We start from the raw sequence: 15,092 nt of genomic DNA, 5'->3' as shown, positions 1-15,092 counted from the left end.
TATATTTTTACAACAGTTCCTTTGTTACTCCTAATCCAAACAATGCAAAGTCATATTTTGCCGGATCTTTTTCATCAAATTTTCTGATGGCAATATCAAGCTCTTCTACTGTTTTCCAATCATTCTGTGTTCGGAAAACCAAGCCTAATTTTCTGGAGATGTTTCCTGTATGCACATCCAGTGGAATGGAAAGATTTTTTTGGTCTATATTCTTCCAGATGCCAAAATCTACTCCCCTTTTATCTTTACGCACCATCCATCTCAAAAACATAATAATCCTTTTGGCAGAGGAATTCTTATAAGGTGAACTGATGTGTTTATGGCTTCTGTGCTTCTCTGTTTCCAGGAAACCACTTCTGAATCTTTCTATAGCGTGGAGAAAGTTATTCTCTGATTCTTTTACTTTAAATAAACTTTCCAGGCTTTCATTTTCATTATAAATTCTGTTGAACTGTCTGATGAAATAGGAAAAATCCTGTCCGTTGAACGTTCTGTGAATGCTTTTATCCTGAATACTTTCCAGATCTTTTTCTGAATAATTCATGACAAAATCATAGGGTGAATTTCCCATAATATCAAGCATTTTATCTGCAGAATTAATGATCGACTTTCTGTTTCCCCAGGAAATCGTTGCTGCCAGAAATCCTGCAATTTCAATGTCCTGTTTTAAAGAAAAGCGATGCGGAATCTGTATCGGATCATTTTCAATAAAATCAGGAGCGTTATACTGATCTGCTTTTTCGTTGAGAAAATCTCTGAGTTCTTCAAATTTCAACATATTCATTCTAAATCTTTACACTTTCCAATGCTTTTGGTAAAAATGTATTGGGAAATATTTCTCTTGCCTCATCAGTAAATACTGTCAGATCTCCATATCTGTTGGAAAAGTGACCTAAAATCAGTTTTCCAACCTGAGCTTTCTGAGCAATGGTAGCTGCTTCCAAAGCTGTGGTGTGGCCTGTATAATCTGCCATTTCCTTCAGATCATGTAAAAATGTAGATTCATGATACAAAACCGTTACATTCTTAATAATAGGAATCACAGTTTCAAGATAACGGGTATCACTGCAAAACGCATAGGATACCGATGGAGCCGGATCAACAGTCAGAATTTCATTTTTAAGGACATAACCATCGCTTAGTACAAAGTCCTTCCCTGCTTTGATATTGTGATAATCGCAGGTTTCAATTTCGCTGTATTTGGCAATCTCTTTCATATTAAGATGCCTGTCTTTCGGTTTTTCTTTAAAAAGATACCCATTACAGTAAATCCTGTGATCCAAAGGAATAGTGTATACTTCTACCCTGTTATCCTCGTATATTTTTTCAGAATAATCTTTATCCAGTTCATGATAAATCACTTCAAAACCACGGTGGGTTTCTGTAATCTGAAAAATGGTTTCCAACATCTTCTTAATTCCTTTAGGACCATAAACATGCAAGGGCATATCTCTTCCTAAAAGACGGAAAGAGGCTATAAGCCCCGGAAGTCCGAAACAATGATCTCCATGAAGATGGGAGATAAAAATATGATTGATTTTTGAAAATCTTGCTTTTGCCTTTCTCAGCTGTACCTGTGTACCTTCTCCACAATCGATCAGGAAGAGTCTTTCTTCCATTTCCAGCAGCTGTGCTGTGGGTGATGTATTGATGGTCGGAATCGCAGAGTTAAAACCTAATATTGTTAAATAAGTACTCAAATCAATAATTTATGATAACAAATGTACAACAGAAAATATAAATGGGGATTTCGTCCTGATATTTAAACTTAATCAGTTACTTTTAAAAAATCCATAAATAGGTCTAATGCCTGTTTACGGTGGCTGATCTTATTTTTGTCTTCAGGATCCATTTCTGCAAAAGTTCTTTCATATCCTTCAGGAACAAAAATCGGATCATATCCGAAACCTTTGAAACCTTTATTTTCTGTCAGTAAATTTCCATGAACTCTGCCTTCAAAATATTGAGCGCCATTTTCATCATAATAACAAAGAACCGTCACAAAATAAGCCTTCCTGTTTTCAATTCCTTCCATTTCTTCCAATACCTTTTCGATATTTTTTGCGAAGTCATGATCTCCGGCATAACGGGCTGAGAAAATTCCAGGTCTTCCATCCAAAGATTCTACTACCAAACCGCTGTCGTCTCCCAAACTTGGAACCCCTGTTTTTTCAAAGCAATATTTGGCCTTGATCAGGGCATTGGCATGAAATGAATCTCCGTCTTCTACAATTTCTTCGTGAATATTATAATCGGTAAGGCTTTTCACCACGCAGTCACTTCCCAGGATCTGTTGGATTTCTTCTTTTTTATGTTCGTTGTGTGTAGCTACTAATAATTCCATTTCTATATTCATTTTCAATTTTATTTTTTTAATCGGGTTACTTACATTTCAGCATAATGTATTTTATACTTTTTCATAAAAAGATAATAGAACAAAGAGAAAAGTACAATTCCAACAGCCAGCACAAGCCATTCTGAAATATGAAGAACCTTTGCAAAACTCTCATCTTTACCATAAAGCACCAATAGCGACAGGGTTAAATTATTAAACGCGTGCAGTAATATCGGCATCAGCAAAGACTTTGTTTTATGATAGACCAATCCCAGTACACAGCCCAACATTACAGCGCTGATAAACTGCCATGGATTTCCGTGAACCACGCCAAAAATTATGGAAGCATACAGAATCGCCTTCCATGGTTCTACTCCTTTATTGATCAATCCTTTCTGGATAATTCCTCTGAATATAATTTCCTCAAAAATCGGAGCCATGATTACCGTCATGATAATCATTACAACAGGATTATCTGTCAATTGGCTCATCAGCTGGATAAAATATTCATAAAAGTCACCGAAAAACGGTCCTGTGGTTGGGATCTGAGCGGCAATAAATTCGGAAATAAACATCATCCCCGCCATCATTGGAAAGATGAGAAGATAGGTAGAAAAATTAACCGATGAAAAGTTGAAGTTAAGCCTCTTTTGAGTAGTACGTCTTACAATGAAAAAATCAAAGAAAGCAATAGCTGTAAGAAATCCTACAGAATTTGCTACCATCAGAAACCAGTCTTTCAATTCAATATTTTCTCTGAAAACAACCTTCCAGAAAGTGCTGAATAAAGAAACGGCCATTGTTCCCACGAATAATCCAACCACCAAAACAACACCGCCAAACCATGTGAACGTAAACTTCGGATATTTACTATTTTCCATCCTTTCTCTGTAAAAGTTTATGAGAAACAAAGATAATTTTTTTGACTGCTACAGGCAACTAAAAAAGGAATTTCTTATTTTCGTTCCTTTATCCATGAACATCACAAAATGAATACAGAATTTCCATTCCAAAGATTTGAGTCTGCAACCAACAGGTGGATGACTGTTGTTCTGAATGCTCTTTTCTTTGTGATGTTTATTTCTTTCGTTTTGCTTTTTGTTTTAGGTCCTGCTTACGGAATTTACAGAAGAGGGTTTGAAACTATGCTGTACCCTGCCTTGATCAGTTGGGGACTTTCATTGTTGATTTTGATTCCTGCGATCCGTTATATTATTAAAAGGAAAAAGCCGGCCCATACAATTGTGGTTGATGAAACCGGCCTCTTATTTTATAATTCAAGAAATGAAATTGCAGATCAGATCCTCTACACAGATCTCCGGCCTTCAAAACAGAATTTTGATATTTACACAGTCAATCCGGTAGGATCAGGAATCACTCCTTTACTGGAGGTAACAGTCTTATCAGATAAAAAAGAAGAAACTCTAAGACGTATTGATATGAATCTCCCTTTGAGAGTGGTAAAAAACAAATCTGCTTTGTATGCCCATTTTCTACACGGCATCAGCACTTTCCGTCCTGATTTGAAGATAGATCCTCTCGTTTTCCGCAGCTATTCTATTGATACGGAAACATGGAAAGTGAACAGTAAAGGGATTTCTTTGGGAGGCTGGCTTTTATTTCTGGCAGCACTTGTTATTACAGCACTTATATGCGGGCTTGTTTTTTTGTTAACTTAGGCTAAGAATTAATATGATTGAAAAGTTCCAGACCATAGAATCCAAAATCAGCAAACCCATTACATATTTTCTAATGGGAATTCTCTGGATCGCTGTCATTCTGATTATGGTAGTAATCAGGGTTGTTTTCAATCTTATTTACAATAATTTCAGACAATATTTAGAACAGGATCTGGGCATTTTTTTCACGCTTATTATTGCACAACTGCTTCTTATATTTTGTTGTATCGCTTTGATAATGGCTTTAACTTACAGAAAAAAGCAAAAGATACGAAAAGCCATTGTAGATGAAAAAGGAGTAACATTCTATAACAACCGAAATGTAATCATTGAAACCATATTATATCATGAACTTCAGCCGGCTCAGAACTCATCCACCGATGTACATGTATCCAATACCCAAAACGTAAAATATGGCAAAACGACATTGCAAGTCTACCTGAAAAATAAAGCAGGAGAAATCGGACCAATACGTGTTGATTTCAATTTTGAACTGGTAATTTTAAGTAACCAATATGATCTATACCATCATTTTCTAAAAGGGATTCAACACTTTCGTCCGGATCTGAGAATAAGTCAACAGGCGATTGATCAGTACAATATCAGTTCAGAACCACAAAAAACAGAATTTGGGATATTTGAATATATCATAGCAGCCATTGTTATCCTGATTTCTGCCGGACTGGTGTATGTTTTTATGTTCCTCGTAAAAATAATAGTTGATAAGCTGCATTGAAGAAAAGCCAGCTATTGGCCGTTTCACAGCTATATTCATCATTCAGAAACCTGAGTATCCTTCTATTATTCTGTCTAATTAATATTGTCTTCATTTAAATTTGAAAACCTCGTAAAAAATCACGATTTTTGCAACTTCAAAATACGATATGTCAGACTTAATCAAAGAAATACAAAAAAGAAAGACCTTCGGGATCATTTCCCACCCGGATGCCGGAAAAACGACTCTTACAGAAAAGCTTCTTCTTTTCGGGGGAGCTATTCAGGAAGCGGGTGCGGTAAAATCCAACAAAATAAAAAAAGGAGCTACCTCCGACTTTATGGAAATTGAAAGACAGAGAGGAATCTCTGTAGCGACTTCCGTATTAGCTTTTGAATATAGAGACCACAAAATCAACATTCTCGATACTCCGGGTCACAAAGACTTTGCTGAGGATACTTACAGAACATTAACTGCTGTAGACTCCGTAATCGTTGTAATTGACGTTGCAAAAGGGGTTGAGGAACAAACTGAAAAACTTGTTCAGGTTTGTAGAATGAGAAACATTCCGATGCTGGTTTTCATCAATAAACTGGACCGTGAAGGTAAAGATGCCTTCGATCTTTTGGATGAGGTAGAACAAAAATTAGGATTAACCGTTTGTCCGCTTTCTTTACCAATTGGTATGGGAAGTGACTTCCAGGGAATTTATAATATCTGGGAAAATAATATTCAGTTATTCTTAGAGGAGAAAAAACAGAAAGTTGGAGATTCTATTAAGTTTGATGATATCAATGACACATCTATTGATGATGTGATTGGTGAAAAAGCGGCAAAAACATTAAGAGAAGAGCTTGATCTGATCCAGTCTGTTTATCCTGAATTTAATCGTGATGATTATATGAAAGGTGATCTTCAGCCGGTATTTTTCGGTTCTGCTTTAAATAACTTTGGAGTACGTGAATTATTGGATGCTTTTATTGATATTGCTCCAATGCCACAGCCCAAAGAAAGTGATACGCGTCTGGTAAAACCTGAGGAAAGCACTTTCACAGGATTTGTTTTCAAAATCCACGCGAATATGGATCCTAAGCACAGAGACAGGCTTGCATTCGTAAAGATTGTTTCAGGAACATTCAGGAGAAACGAAAACTACTTACTGGTAAGAGAAGGTAAAAAAATGAAATTCTCCTCTCCTAACGCATTCTTTGCAGATAAGAAAGAAGTCGTGGAAGAAAGTTTCCCTGGTGATATCGTCGGTTTACATGATACGGGAAGTTTCAGAATCGGAGATACATTGACTGGTGGCGAAAAATTAAGCTTCAAAGGAATTCCTAGCTTCTCTCCTGAACATTTCCGTTATATCAATAATAACGATCCGTTAAAAGCCAAGCAATTGGCGAAAGGTATTGATCAGCTGATGGATGAAGGGGTTGCGCAGTTATTTACGCTTGAAATGAACGGAAGAAAGATCATTGGAACGGTTGGAGCCCTTCAGTACGAAGTTATCCAATACCGTTTAGAGCATGAATATGGTGCAAAATGTACTTATGAACCGTTATCTATGCACAAAGCATGTTGGGTAGAAGCTGATGAGAAGTCTGAAGAATTCAAGGAATTTGCAAGATTAAAGCAGAGATTCCTGGCAAGAGATAAGTACAATCAATTGGTATTCCTTGCAGATTCTTCTTTCACGATTCACATGACGCAGGAGAAATTCCCGAATGTGAAATTACACTTCATCAGTGAGTTCAGAGAAAATTAAATGAAAGACAAATCGCAAAAAGGCGAAATTGTTTACAATACAGATCCGCAGAATTTTTCTGCGGATTTTTTTATAATATATATCGTATGAAACCACCTCGTCTAAAATTCTTCGAATTTTTGCCACCACTCCGGAGGATGAGAATTTTTAGATTTCCGAACTAATATTTAGTGAAAAGACAAAGCTTTCGAATCATTTCAATACCCCAAAATCAGAAAAACACTTTGTAAATCTTTTGTAAAACGAATACAAAAGATTGAAAATACAGCACTTATAATTTTACCAGCACAATACATTTCATTTACAATCTTTACAAGAACTTCCCTTCTAATTTTACTTCATCAAAAAAATTAATCTTATGAAAAAGTTCATCTTACTCACTGCTGCAGCAAGCACTTTCATTATGTGTAAAAAAGCGGAAGCTACACAGGATAAAATACATGAAGCCATCCATTCAGCCGACAGTGCGGTTACAGTGGCTACAGAAACCGTTGAAAATGCCAGTAAAACAGTAGACCAGGCTATGGATTCTGCAAGTATTAAAATAAAAGACTTTGAGAATACAAAAAATGATATCCGGCAAAATATAGAGAACACTTCCAAAATGGTAGATTCTTTATCGGATAAAATTGCCAATACAAAACTGGAATCAAAAATTGAGAAAAAAGATTCTATAACAAAGAAGACTGAAAAGATTGCAGTAAAAGCTCCGGCTCCAAAGGTTATTAAAGAAACCAAAATCATTTATAAAGAAAAGCCTAAGAATGACAGTTACGAACTGAATATGCCTAAAGATAAAATGGTAAAATCAGGATATCTTTCTATAACCGCAGAGAATGTGGAAACGGTAAAGGAAATTATCCGGGAAGAAGCGAACAGAAATAACGGTTATATCAAAAGTGAAAATCTATCTTATGTGGAATCAGCCAGTCCTCACGGAGAGGATCAAAAAGTATACAGTCTGGATATCAAAGTTCCCATACAGCATTTTGATGGGTTAATGGAGGGTATCAATAGCAATGTTGGAGATATTGATACAAAAGATATTCAGGTTTCAGGACGAAACTACGCAGACAATACCATCTGCACAATCAGTGTAAATATCAGTGAGAAAGCCAAAACAGAAACAGAGCCTAAAACCTTTGGTGGAAAATCACTGGCGGCCATTGAATCCGGCTGGGATGTTATTACTTCCATATTCCTGTTTATCCTTCCATTATGGCCTTTATTCCTGATTGCCGGCATTGGGTATTATTTCTATAAAAAGAAGAACAGAAACATTCCTAATAACGATTCTCACTAAGTTTCAATCTTTACTCAGGATAGATTTTAATAATTTTTTAATGAGGTTTAGAATAGAAGTTCGATACTAATGTTTAATTTTATCAAACGTTAAAAGAAAGTGCTTGCTTATTAGAAAAATAACTCTTAACTTTAAGTATAAGCAAAATGTAAAGAATCTTCGTTGTGAAACAAGGTTCAAAAATAAATTTGGAAATTTTATTTCATATATTAATATTTTGTGATTTGGTGTAAAATAAGGCCCTCATATTGAGAGCCTTATTTGTTTTTATTTCATATTCACTACTTTATCTACAATGAACTTTGTGTTTCCTCTCCAGGGAAGCGCGCCATTATACTCTTTGTAATGCAGGTCAAAAGTTTTACCGCTGTTGGTTTCCAGTTGTTTGAAAACTTCGGGATCATCTACGGAAAATTCAAACTCATAGCTTGTAATAGTTCCTGTTTTTCCCCTCCCAAAACCTTCCTGAATCAGCTTGCCTTCATAAGTTTTGAAAACATAACCTTTTTTCATCGCATAGTTCAGGTATCCGGACTTTACTCCTTCTCCGAAAACAAAATAATACTTATACCAGACAAATACGCCCAGTAGCAGCAATACAACCCCAAGGGTGATCCACAAAGATTTTTTCATAGGTAGTGTGTTTTATAAATGTTATTTTGCGATGCTTCTGGAGATCACGATTTTCTGAATTTCAGAAGTTCCTTCATAGATCTGAGTGATTTTCGCATCTCTCATTAATCTTTCTACGTGGTATTCTTTCACGTATCCATATCCTCCGTGGATCTGTACTGCTTCAATAGTAGTATCCATTGCCACCTGAGAAGAGTATAATTTGGCCATAGCTCCGCTTTCAGAGATATCTTTTCCTGCATCTTTTTCACACGCAGCTTTGAAGCACAGCATTCTTGCAGCAGTGATCTGAGTCGCCATATCAGCCAATTTGAATGCAATCGCCTGGTGGTTGATGATTTCAGTTTTGAAAGCTTTTCTTGTTTTAGCATATTTCAACGCCAGTTCGTAAGCACCTGAAGCAATACCCAGCGCCTGAGAAGCAATACCGATTCTTCCTCCATTCAACACTGCCATAGCAAAGTTGAATCCGAACCCGTCTTCACCAATTCTGTTCTCTTTTGGAACTTTTACGTTATTAAAGATCAAAGAGTGAGTATCACTTCCTCTGATTCCTAATTTGTCTTCTTTTGGTCCGATTTCAAATCCTTCCCATCCTCTTTCAACGATAAAAGCATTGATCCCTTTGTGCTTTTTTTCAGGATCTGTCTGTGCAATTACGATATAATAAGTAGCTGTTCCACCATTCGTGATCCAGTTTTTTATACCATTTAAAAGATAGTAATCTCCTTTGTCTTCCGCAGTAGTTTTCTGAGAAGTAGCATCAGAACCTGCTTCCGGCTCAGATAATGCAAATGCTCCGATAACCTGCCCGCTTGCCAGTGGAGTAAGATATTTTATTTTTTGCTCTTCAGAAGCGAATTTTTCAAGACCGGCACAAACCAATGAGTTGTTTACAGACATCACAACAGCCGCAGAAGCATCCACTTTTGCAATTTCTTCCATTGCAAGTACGTAAGAAACGCTATCCATACCTGCACCGCCGTATTTTGGATCTACCATCATTCCTAAAAGTCCCATTTCTCCCATTTTCTTCACCTGTTCTGCAGGGAATTTCTGGTCACGGTCTCTTTCAATCACTCCAGGTAAAAGTTCGTTCTGTGCAAAGTCTCTTGCTGCCTGCTGAATCATCAGCTGTTCTTCCGATAAATTAAAGTCCATAAAAAAAATAATTAGATAGCCGTAAATTTACACTTTTTAAGCAAATCTGAAAAAATAAATTAAAAACGGGAAAAAGGCAGGTTTGGGGAGATTTATTGATGGCGGATACCCGTTTCGGGATTCCGGATAATGGGTTAAGAAGGCAATATAAAAAACCTGGAGAAAAATAAACCATTATAAAAGAATCATTGAAAATATAAAATCCCTACTTCAGGGCTTCCGGCCTCCTTTTTGATTCAAACTATTATGGCAAGCATTTAACTAATTTCTAAATCTTACCTTCGGATGGTTTCAATTAAAAAAAATGCTTATATTTAAATTTCTTTATAAATTACGTAAAAAATCATGACGATCAAGAGATTATTCGATATTCCACACTATGCTTTAGAAAAATATCCTAAAACGGATATGTTTGTAACCAAATATCATGGGGAGTGGAAAAAAACTTCTACACAGGAGTTTATTAATGAGGGAAATAAGATATCCAGAGGATTATTGAAACTTGGTATAAAACCAGGTGATAAAATTGCTTTGATTACAACCAATTCCCGTACAGAATGGGCTATCATGGATTTTGGACTTTCTCAGATCGGCGTTGTTTCAGTACCGGTTTATCCAAGTATTTCTCCTGAAGATTATGAATTTATCTTCAATAATGCTGAAATTCAGTATTGTTTTGTTTCTGATAAAGAGCTCTTGAATAAAGTAATGAAAGTAAAACACAATATTCCTAGCTTACAGGGAATTTTTACTTTTGATACTATCAGTGGAGCAGCCAACTGGAGAGAAATTCTGGATCTGGGTAAGGATGAATCTACCCAAATTGAAGTAGAAGACCTTTCTAACGCAATCAACACAGAAGATCTTGCAACTATTATTTATACTTCCGGAACTACAGGAAGACCGAAAGGTGTAATGCTGACGCACAATAATATTGTTTCAAACATATTGGGATCTATTCCAAGAATTCCAAAAAAGAGAGGCTTTGATTACAAAGATGCCAGAGCATTAAGCTTCCTTCCTATCTGTCATATTTTTGAAAGAATGCTGTTCTATCTTTATCAGTACAATGGTTTTTCTCTTTATTTTGCTGAAAGCATCGAAAAAATGGGTGAAAACGTAAAAGAAGTGAAACCTCATTATATGACTGTAGTACCAAGACTGGTAGAAAAAGTATATGACAAAATCTATAATACCGGATCTTCAGCCGGAGGTTTAAAATCAAAAATATTCTTCTGGGCCCTGAATCTGATTAGCAAAAAGAAAACCATTTCAAAACCGTCCGGACTTCAGGAAATTATTGCTGACAAGCTTGTATTTTCTAAATGGAGAGAAGGTTTAGGTGGTGAAATCGTGACTTTGGTTTCAGGATCTGCAGCATTATCTACAAGGCTCAACCTGATGTTCCAGAATGCTGGTATTCCAATTCTGGAAGGCTATGGCTTAACAGAAACTTCCCCTGTAATTTCAGTCAATAGCTTTGATAAAATGAGAGTGGGAACCGTAGGAGTTCCATTGGATAATTTAAAAGTTAAAATTCAGGAAGACGGGGAGATTACAGTAAAAGGACCGTCCGTATTTAAAGGCTATTTCCAGAATGAGGAAATGACAAAAGAAGCCTTTACAGAGGATGGATTCTTTAAAACCGGAGATATCGGACATATAGACAGCGACGGATTTTTACAGATCACTGACCGTAAGAAAGAAATGTTCAAAACTTCCGGAGGAAAATATATTGCCCCTCAGACTATTGAGAACTTAGCGAAGGCTTCAAAATTCATAGAGCAGATCATGGTGGTGGGTGACGGTGAAAAAATGCCGTGTGCTTTGGTACAGCCTGATTTTGAATTTGCTAAAAACTGGGCTATGAGAAACAATCTCAACATCGGTTCCACACCTGAAGAGATTGCAAAAAGCCCTGAACTGAAACAAAGAATTGAAAAAGAAATAGAAGGTATCAATGAACACCTTGGAAATTGGGAAAAAATCAAAAAAATTGAACTTACTCCTGAGGTATGGAGCATTGAAAGCGGACTGCTTACTCCAACTTTAAAACTGAAAAGAAAGGCCGTAAAAGAGAAATTTATTGCTTTATACAATAAGATGTATGATCATCAGGAATAAATAATATCAACCGCCTCATTTTGAGGCGGTTTTTTTATGTTTTTTGACTAAAGATTTATTTTTTAGTTAACGGGCTAAAGCCCATTTCTATCGATTCACCATCATTGATTTTTTAATCCAATTACAACACAACCTTTGTCATTTCTTAGGAATCCATCCTATAATCAAAAAGTAAAGTTGAGATTCCTTAGGAATGCCAAAAACACCAAAAAAATACATCATGCTAAAGGCTAGATCCGTTCTTATTGAGTATATACAAAAAAAGCTGTTTCATTTCTGAAACAGCTTTCGTATAACTCAAAATCAATAATTAGAATTTAATTACAGATTTCATTTTTTCGTTTTCTTCCATTACCAATTCATCATCAACAAGGATTTTTCCAGAGTGCTCATCAATGATGATTTTCTTTCTCTGAGCAATTTCCATTTGCTTTTGAGGAGGGATAGTAAAGAATGATCCTTTTGGAGCTCCTCTTTCTAATCCTACTACAGCAAGACCGTTGATAGAGTTAGTTCTGATTCTGTTGTAAGAAGCTAATAATCTCTCATCAATTTTACCTGCGAATTCTTTAGACTGCTCTAAAAGATATTCTTCTTCTTTCTGCGTTTCAGAGATCAGACCATCCAATTCTTCTTTCTTGAATTTCAAATGGCTTTTCAAATCATCGATCTTAGAGTTCAGTTCGCTTAAAGTTTCGTTTTTGTGAGCAATTTTAGCTCCGAACTCTTTAATTCTTTTTTCAGCAAGCTGAATTTCCAGATCCTGGAATTCCATTTCCTTCCCTAATGCTTCAAACTCTTTATTGTTTCTTACATTATCCTGCTGAGATTTGTATTTCTCAATTAAAGTTTTAGCATGGTTAATCACTTCATGCTTTGTTTTGATCTGATCCTCCTGATCTTTGATATCAGCATGAAATTTTTCAGCTCTTTTTTCAAGACCTTCAATCTCAATCTCAAGATCTTCAACTTCAATTGGCAATTCTCCTCTAGTATTTCGGATTTCATCCAATCTTGAATCAATGATCTGTAAATCGTATAAAGCTCTTAATTTTTCTTCAACTGAAATATCGTTGGTTTTTGCCATATTTAAATGAAATAATTTACTGGGTTTGTTTTTTCAATAGATTTTGAAATTGCAAATGTACTAAATTTTTGTGATAAAATTTCAAATAATTGTTGACTAACAAATTGTTCTGATTCATAATGTCCAATATCACAGATCAGCATTTTAGACTCAGCCAGAAAATAGTCGTGATATTTGAGGTCTCCTGTAAGGTAAGCATCACATTTCCTGGCAGCTGCAGATCGTATTCCACTTGCCCCAGATCCTCCCAGAACCCCTACTCTTTTGATTTTTTTATTGTTAAAAGAGGAATGTTTAATCACTTCCAAACCAAATTTTTCTTTTACCAATCCAAGGAAATCTTTTTCATCCATTTCTTCTTCAAGATCTCCATACATTCCCAAGCCGGCATGATGATTTTTATTATCCAGATTATAAATCTGATAAGCTACTTCTTCATAAGGATGCGCTGTCTTCATTGCGCCCACAATCTGCCCTTGTTTAAAACCTTCAAAAATCACAGAAATCATATCTTCATCTGCATTTTCGCGAATTCCCTGTTGTCCTGAAAACGGATTTGAACCTTCTGCAGGCCTGAATGTTCCGTTACCATTCACTGTAAAACTGCATTCGTCATAAAATCCGATATTTCCAGCTCCGGCAGAGAACATAGCTTCTTTTACTTTTTCTGAATAGTCTTTGGGAACAAAAACTGTTAACTGTTTTAAATTATTTTCTTTAGGCTGCAGAATTTTCATATTCTTTAATCCCAACTGACTGCATATCCCATGGTTCACTCCAAAGAAATCATTATCAAATGCAGTGTGGATGGCATAAATAGCTACTTTATTTTCAATAGCTTTTAAAACAGCTCTCTCTACGTAGTTCTTCCCTGTTAAAGATTTTAATCCGGAAAATATAATGGGATGAAAGCATACGATCAGATTGCAGTTTCTTTCAATAGCTTCATCAACCACATTTTCCAATGCATCATGGCAAACCAGAATTCCTGATACATCACGGTCGTAAACCCCGCACAGCAATCCTACGTTATCAAAATCTTCTGCCTGTCTGATACTTATTTCCTCTTCAATCTTTGCAATTACAGTTTTTAGCTTCATTAATTTTATATTTTACAGTTACAGCGAAGATATTAATTTTACGGTAAAAATTTCCAACCCCATAAAAAAACCGGCTTTCATAAACCGGTTTTATTTTGATATTAAAAAAGAATAAAGTAACACTGTTAATCTTTGAAAAGAGATACTCTTGTAAAGGATTCCACAACAACACTACAGTTGATATCAGACTCCATAAAAAGCTGATATCCTCTTCCCGGATCAAGACTCGCAGGGTCTGCAATGGTATAGAAATAAAAGGTAAGAATGTTACCCGTTCCACTGGAACCACTCGGAACCAGCTGGATAGAGTTAATTTCAAAGCCTGAATCAGGATTTTTAAAAGTAGCTTTTATAGATCCTGAAGAATTGGATCCTGGAGTGATGGTAGCAATTACTCTCCATACATGTACTTGCCCGTAAATTTCATTTTCTCGCCATTTACCAGTTGCCGAGATATAGATATTACTGGTTACTCCGGGAAATGGAACAGTGGTTTCCGGCCAGCTTGTGGTAGGGCTTGCGGCAAATACTAACGGAGTAGCATAAAGTACCTGTTGTCTTGGGCCGTAGCCGCTTCCTGCTGCACTTAAACTGAATGAGGGTTTTACATTTGCGTTTCCAGAATTGATTTTAACGACACCATCGTTACCAGCCTGAGAAGATGTGGGAACAAAAAGCTGTCTCCAGAGGGTACCGTCCCAATACTGGAAGTTATTTGTTGTCGTATTAAAAATAAGGGTTCCTGCAGTAAGGTTAGGGTTTACCACACCTGCAGGAGGTACTGTGGAAACGTCATTATCAGCCAGGTTGGTATCCCGGTCAGTATCTGTAAGACGAGGAATAAGAATTCCTTTTTGGTTGGAAACTATATCCAGTACTGAAGCCCCATTCGGTGCTGAAGTATTAATCCCAACCTGAGCGTTAACAAAACTGTTTATAAAAAACAGAATAAACAAGGTTAAAATTTTTCTCATGATATAAAGCTTTTGTAGAATAAAATTACAAACTTGGATGAAAAAAATGTTAAAAATTTAATTTTTATATGTCATATTTTATTCGTATTTTACTAAATATAACACATTGAAAACCATACAATTAATACTAAATAATTCACTTTTTAATGATAGATTTTCTTTTAACATTTGCAAGATTCTTTTAACAATCATATATTTACCGTATACATTATAGAA

At 35.9% G+C, this 15,092-nt stretch carries 14 protein-coding genes; 5 read left to right on the top strand and 9 right to left on the bottom strand.

Annotated features, from left to right (window positions below; translation table 11 throughout):
- Nucleotides 1-7: 7 nt before the first annotated feature.
- From PZ898_RS23545 to PZ898_RS23530, 4 genes are all read right to left on the bottom strand, one after another.
- Nucleotides 8-775 carry a TIGR02757 family protein gene (locus PZ898_RS23545; protein WP_117753093.1) on the bottom strand — a complete coding sequence of 256 codons (768 nt, stop codon included), beginning with the start codon at nt 773-775 and terminating at the stop codon, nt 8-10.
- 10 nt (nt 776-785) lie between these two features.
- Nucleotides 786-1,700 (bottom strand): ribonuclease Z, encoded by a 915-nt coding sequence (locus tag PZ898_RS23540; RefSeq protein WP_062671132.1) that lies wholly within the window; start codon nt 1,698-1,700, stop codon nt 786-788.
- 68 nt (nt 1,701-1,768) lie between these two features.
- Nucleotides 1,769-2,350, bottom strand: coding sequence for an RdgB/HAM1 family non-canonical purine NTP pyrophosphatase (rdgB, locus tag PZ898_RS23535; protein ID WP_120233189.1), 582 nt, complete (start codon nt 2,348-2,350; stop codon nt 1,769-1,771).
- 35 nt (nt 2,351-2,385) lie between these two features.
- The gene (locus PZ898_RS23530; protein WP_062671134.1) at nt 2,386-3,216 is read right to left on the bottom strand and encodes a CPBP family intramembrane glutamic endopeptidase; all 831 of its coding nucleotides are present in this window, start codon (nt 3,214-3,216) and stop codon (nt 2,386-2,388) included.
- Between the two features lie 108 nt (nt 3,217-3,324).
- Here PZ898_RS23530 and PZ898_RS23525 point away from each other — a divergent pair, with 108 nt between their 5' ends.
- The 4 genes from PZ898_RS23525 (at nt 3,325) to PZ898_RS23510 (ending at nt 7,797) form a co-directional block, all read left to right on the top strand.
- Nucleotides 3,325-4,014: a hypothetical protein gene (locus PZ898_RS23525; RefSeq protein ID WP_277694386.1), complete on the top strand. Its 690-nt coding sequence runs from the start codon at nt 3,325-3,327 to the stop codon at nt 4,012-4,014.
- Nucleotides 4,015-4,027: 13 nt separating this feature from the next.
- The gene (locus PZ898_RS23520; RefSeq protein WP_277694385.1) at nt 4,028-4,750 is read left to right on the top strand and encodes a hypothetical protein; all 723 of its coding nucleotides are present in this window, start codon (nt 4,028-4,030) and stop codon (nt 4,748-4,750) included.
- Between the two features lie 148 nt (nt 4,751-4,898).
- Complete coding sequence (locus PZ898_RS23515; RefSeq protein WP_062671139.1) at nt 4,899-6,494, top strand: peptide chain release factor 3; 1,596 nt, start codon at nt 4,899-4,901, stop codon at nt 6,492-6,494.
- Between the two features lie 358 nt (nt 6,495-6,852).
- Nucleotides 6,853-7,797: a DUF4349 domain-containing protein gene (locus tag PZ898_RS23510; protein ID WP_277694384.1), complete on the top strand. Its 945-nt coding sequence runs from the start codon at nt 6,853-6,855 to the stop codon at nt 7,795-7,797.
- A 267-nt stretch (nt 7,798-8,064) separates the two neighbouring features.
- Here PZ898_RS23510 and PZ898_RS23505 read toward each other — a convergent pair whose 3' ends face one another.
- Together PZ898_RS23505 and PZ898_RS23500 are read right to left on the bottom strand one after the other, a co-directional pair.
- Complete coding sequence (locus PZ898_RS23505) at nt 8,065-8,430, bottom strand: hypothetical protein (RefSeq protein WP_034695305.1); 366 nt, start codon at nt 8,428-8,430, stop codon at nt 8,065-8,067.
- 21 nt (nt 8,431-8,451) lie between these two features.
- Nucleotides 8,452-9,591, bottom strand: coding sequence for an acyl-CoA dehydrogenase (locus PZ898_RS23500; protein ID WP_062671143.1), 1,140 nt, complete (start codon nt 9,589-9,591; stop codon nt 8,452-8,454).
- A gap of 345 nt (nt 9,592-9,936) precedes the next feature.
- Here PZ898_RS23500 and PZ898_RS23495 point away from each other — a divergent pair, with 345 nt between their 5' ends.
- Complete coding sequence (locus tag PZ898_RS23495; protein WP_277694383.1) at nt 9,937-11,715, top strand: long-chain fatty acid--CoA ligase; 1,779 nt, start codon at nt 9,937-9,939, stop codon at nt 11,713-11,715.
- Between the two features lie 310 nt (nt 11,716-12,025).
- On the opposite strand, the gene PZ898_RS23490 is transcribed toward PZ898_RS23495, so the two are convergent.
- The 3 genes from PZ898_RS23490 to PZ898_RS23480 all read right to left on the bottom strand — a co-directional run bounded on the left by PZ898_RS23490 (nt 12,026) and on the right by PZ898_RS23480 (nt 14,876).
- On the bottom strand, nt 12,026-12,802 hold the full coding sequence (locus PZ898_RS23490; protein ID WP_120233156.1) for a hypothetical protein: 777 nt from the start codon (nt 12,800-12,802) through the stop codon (nt 12,026-12,028).
- A 2-nt stretch (nt 12,803-12,804) separates the two neighbouring features.
- Nucleotides 12,805-13,902: a Nif3-like dinuclear metal center hexameric protein gene (locus PZ898_RS23485; protein ID WP_062671150.1), complete on the bottom strand. Its 1,098-nt coding sequence runs from the start codon at nt 13,900-13,902 to the stop codon at nt 12,805-12,807.
- 125 nt (nt 13,903-14,027) lie between these two features.
- Nucleotides 14,028-14,876 (bottom strand): hypothetical protein, encoded by an 849-nt coding sequence (locus PZ898_RS23480; protein WP_062671152.1) that lies wholly within the window; start codon nt 14,874-14,876, stop codon nt 14,028-14,030.
- Nucleotides 14,877-15,092 lie beyond the last annotated feature (216 nt).

The sequence above is a fragment of the Chryseobacterium sp. WX genome, assembly GCF_029542485.1.
GTDB lineage: Bacteria > Bacteroidota > Bacteroidia > Flavobacteriales > Weeksellaceae > Chryseobacterium > Chryseobacterium cucumeris.
The sequence above is the reverse complement of the archived record's forward strand: the minus strand, read 5'-3'. Positions and strand labels throughout refer to the sequence as shown.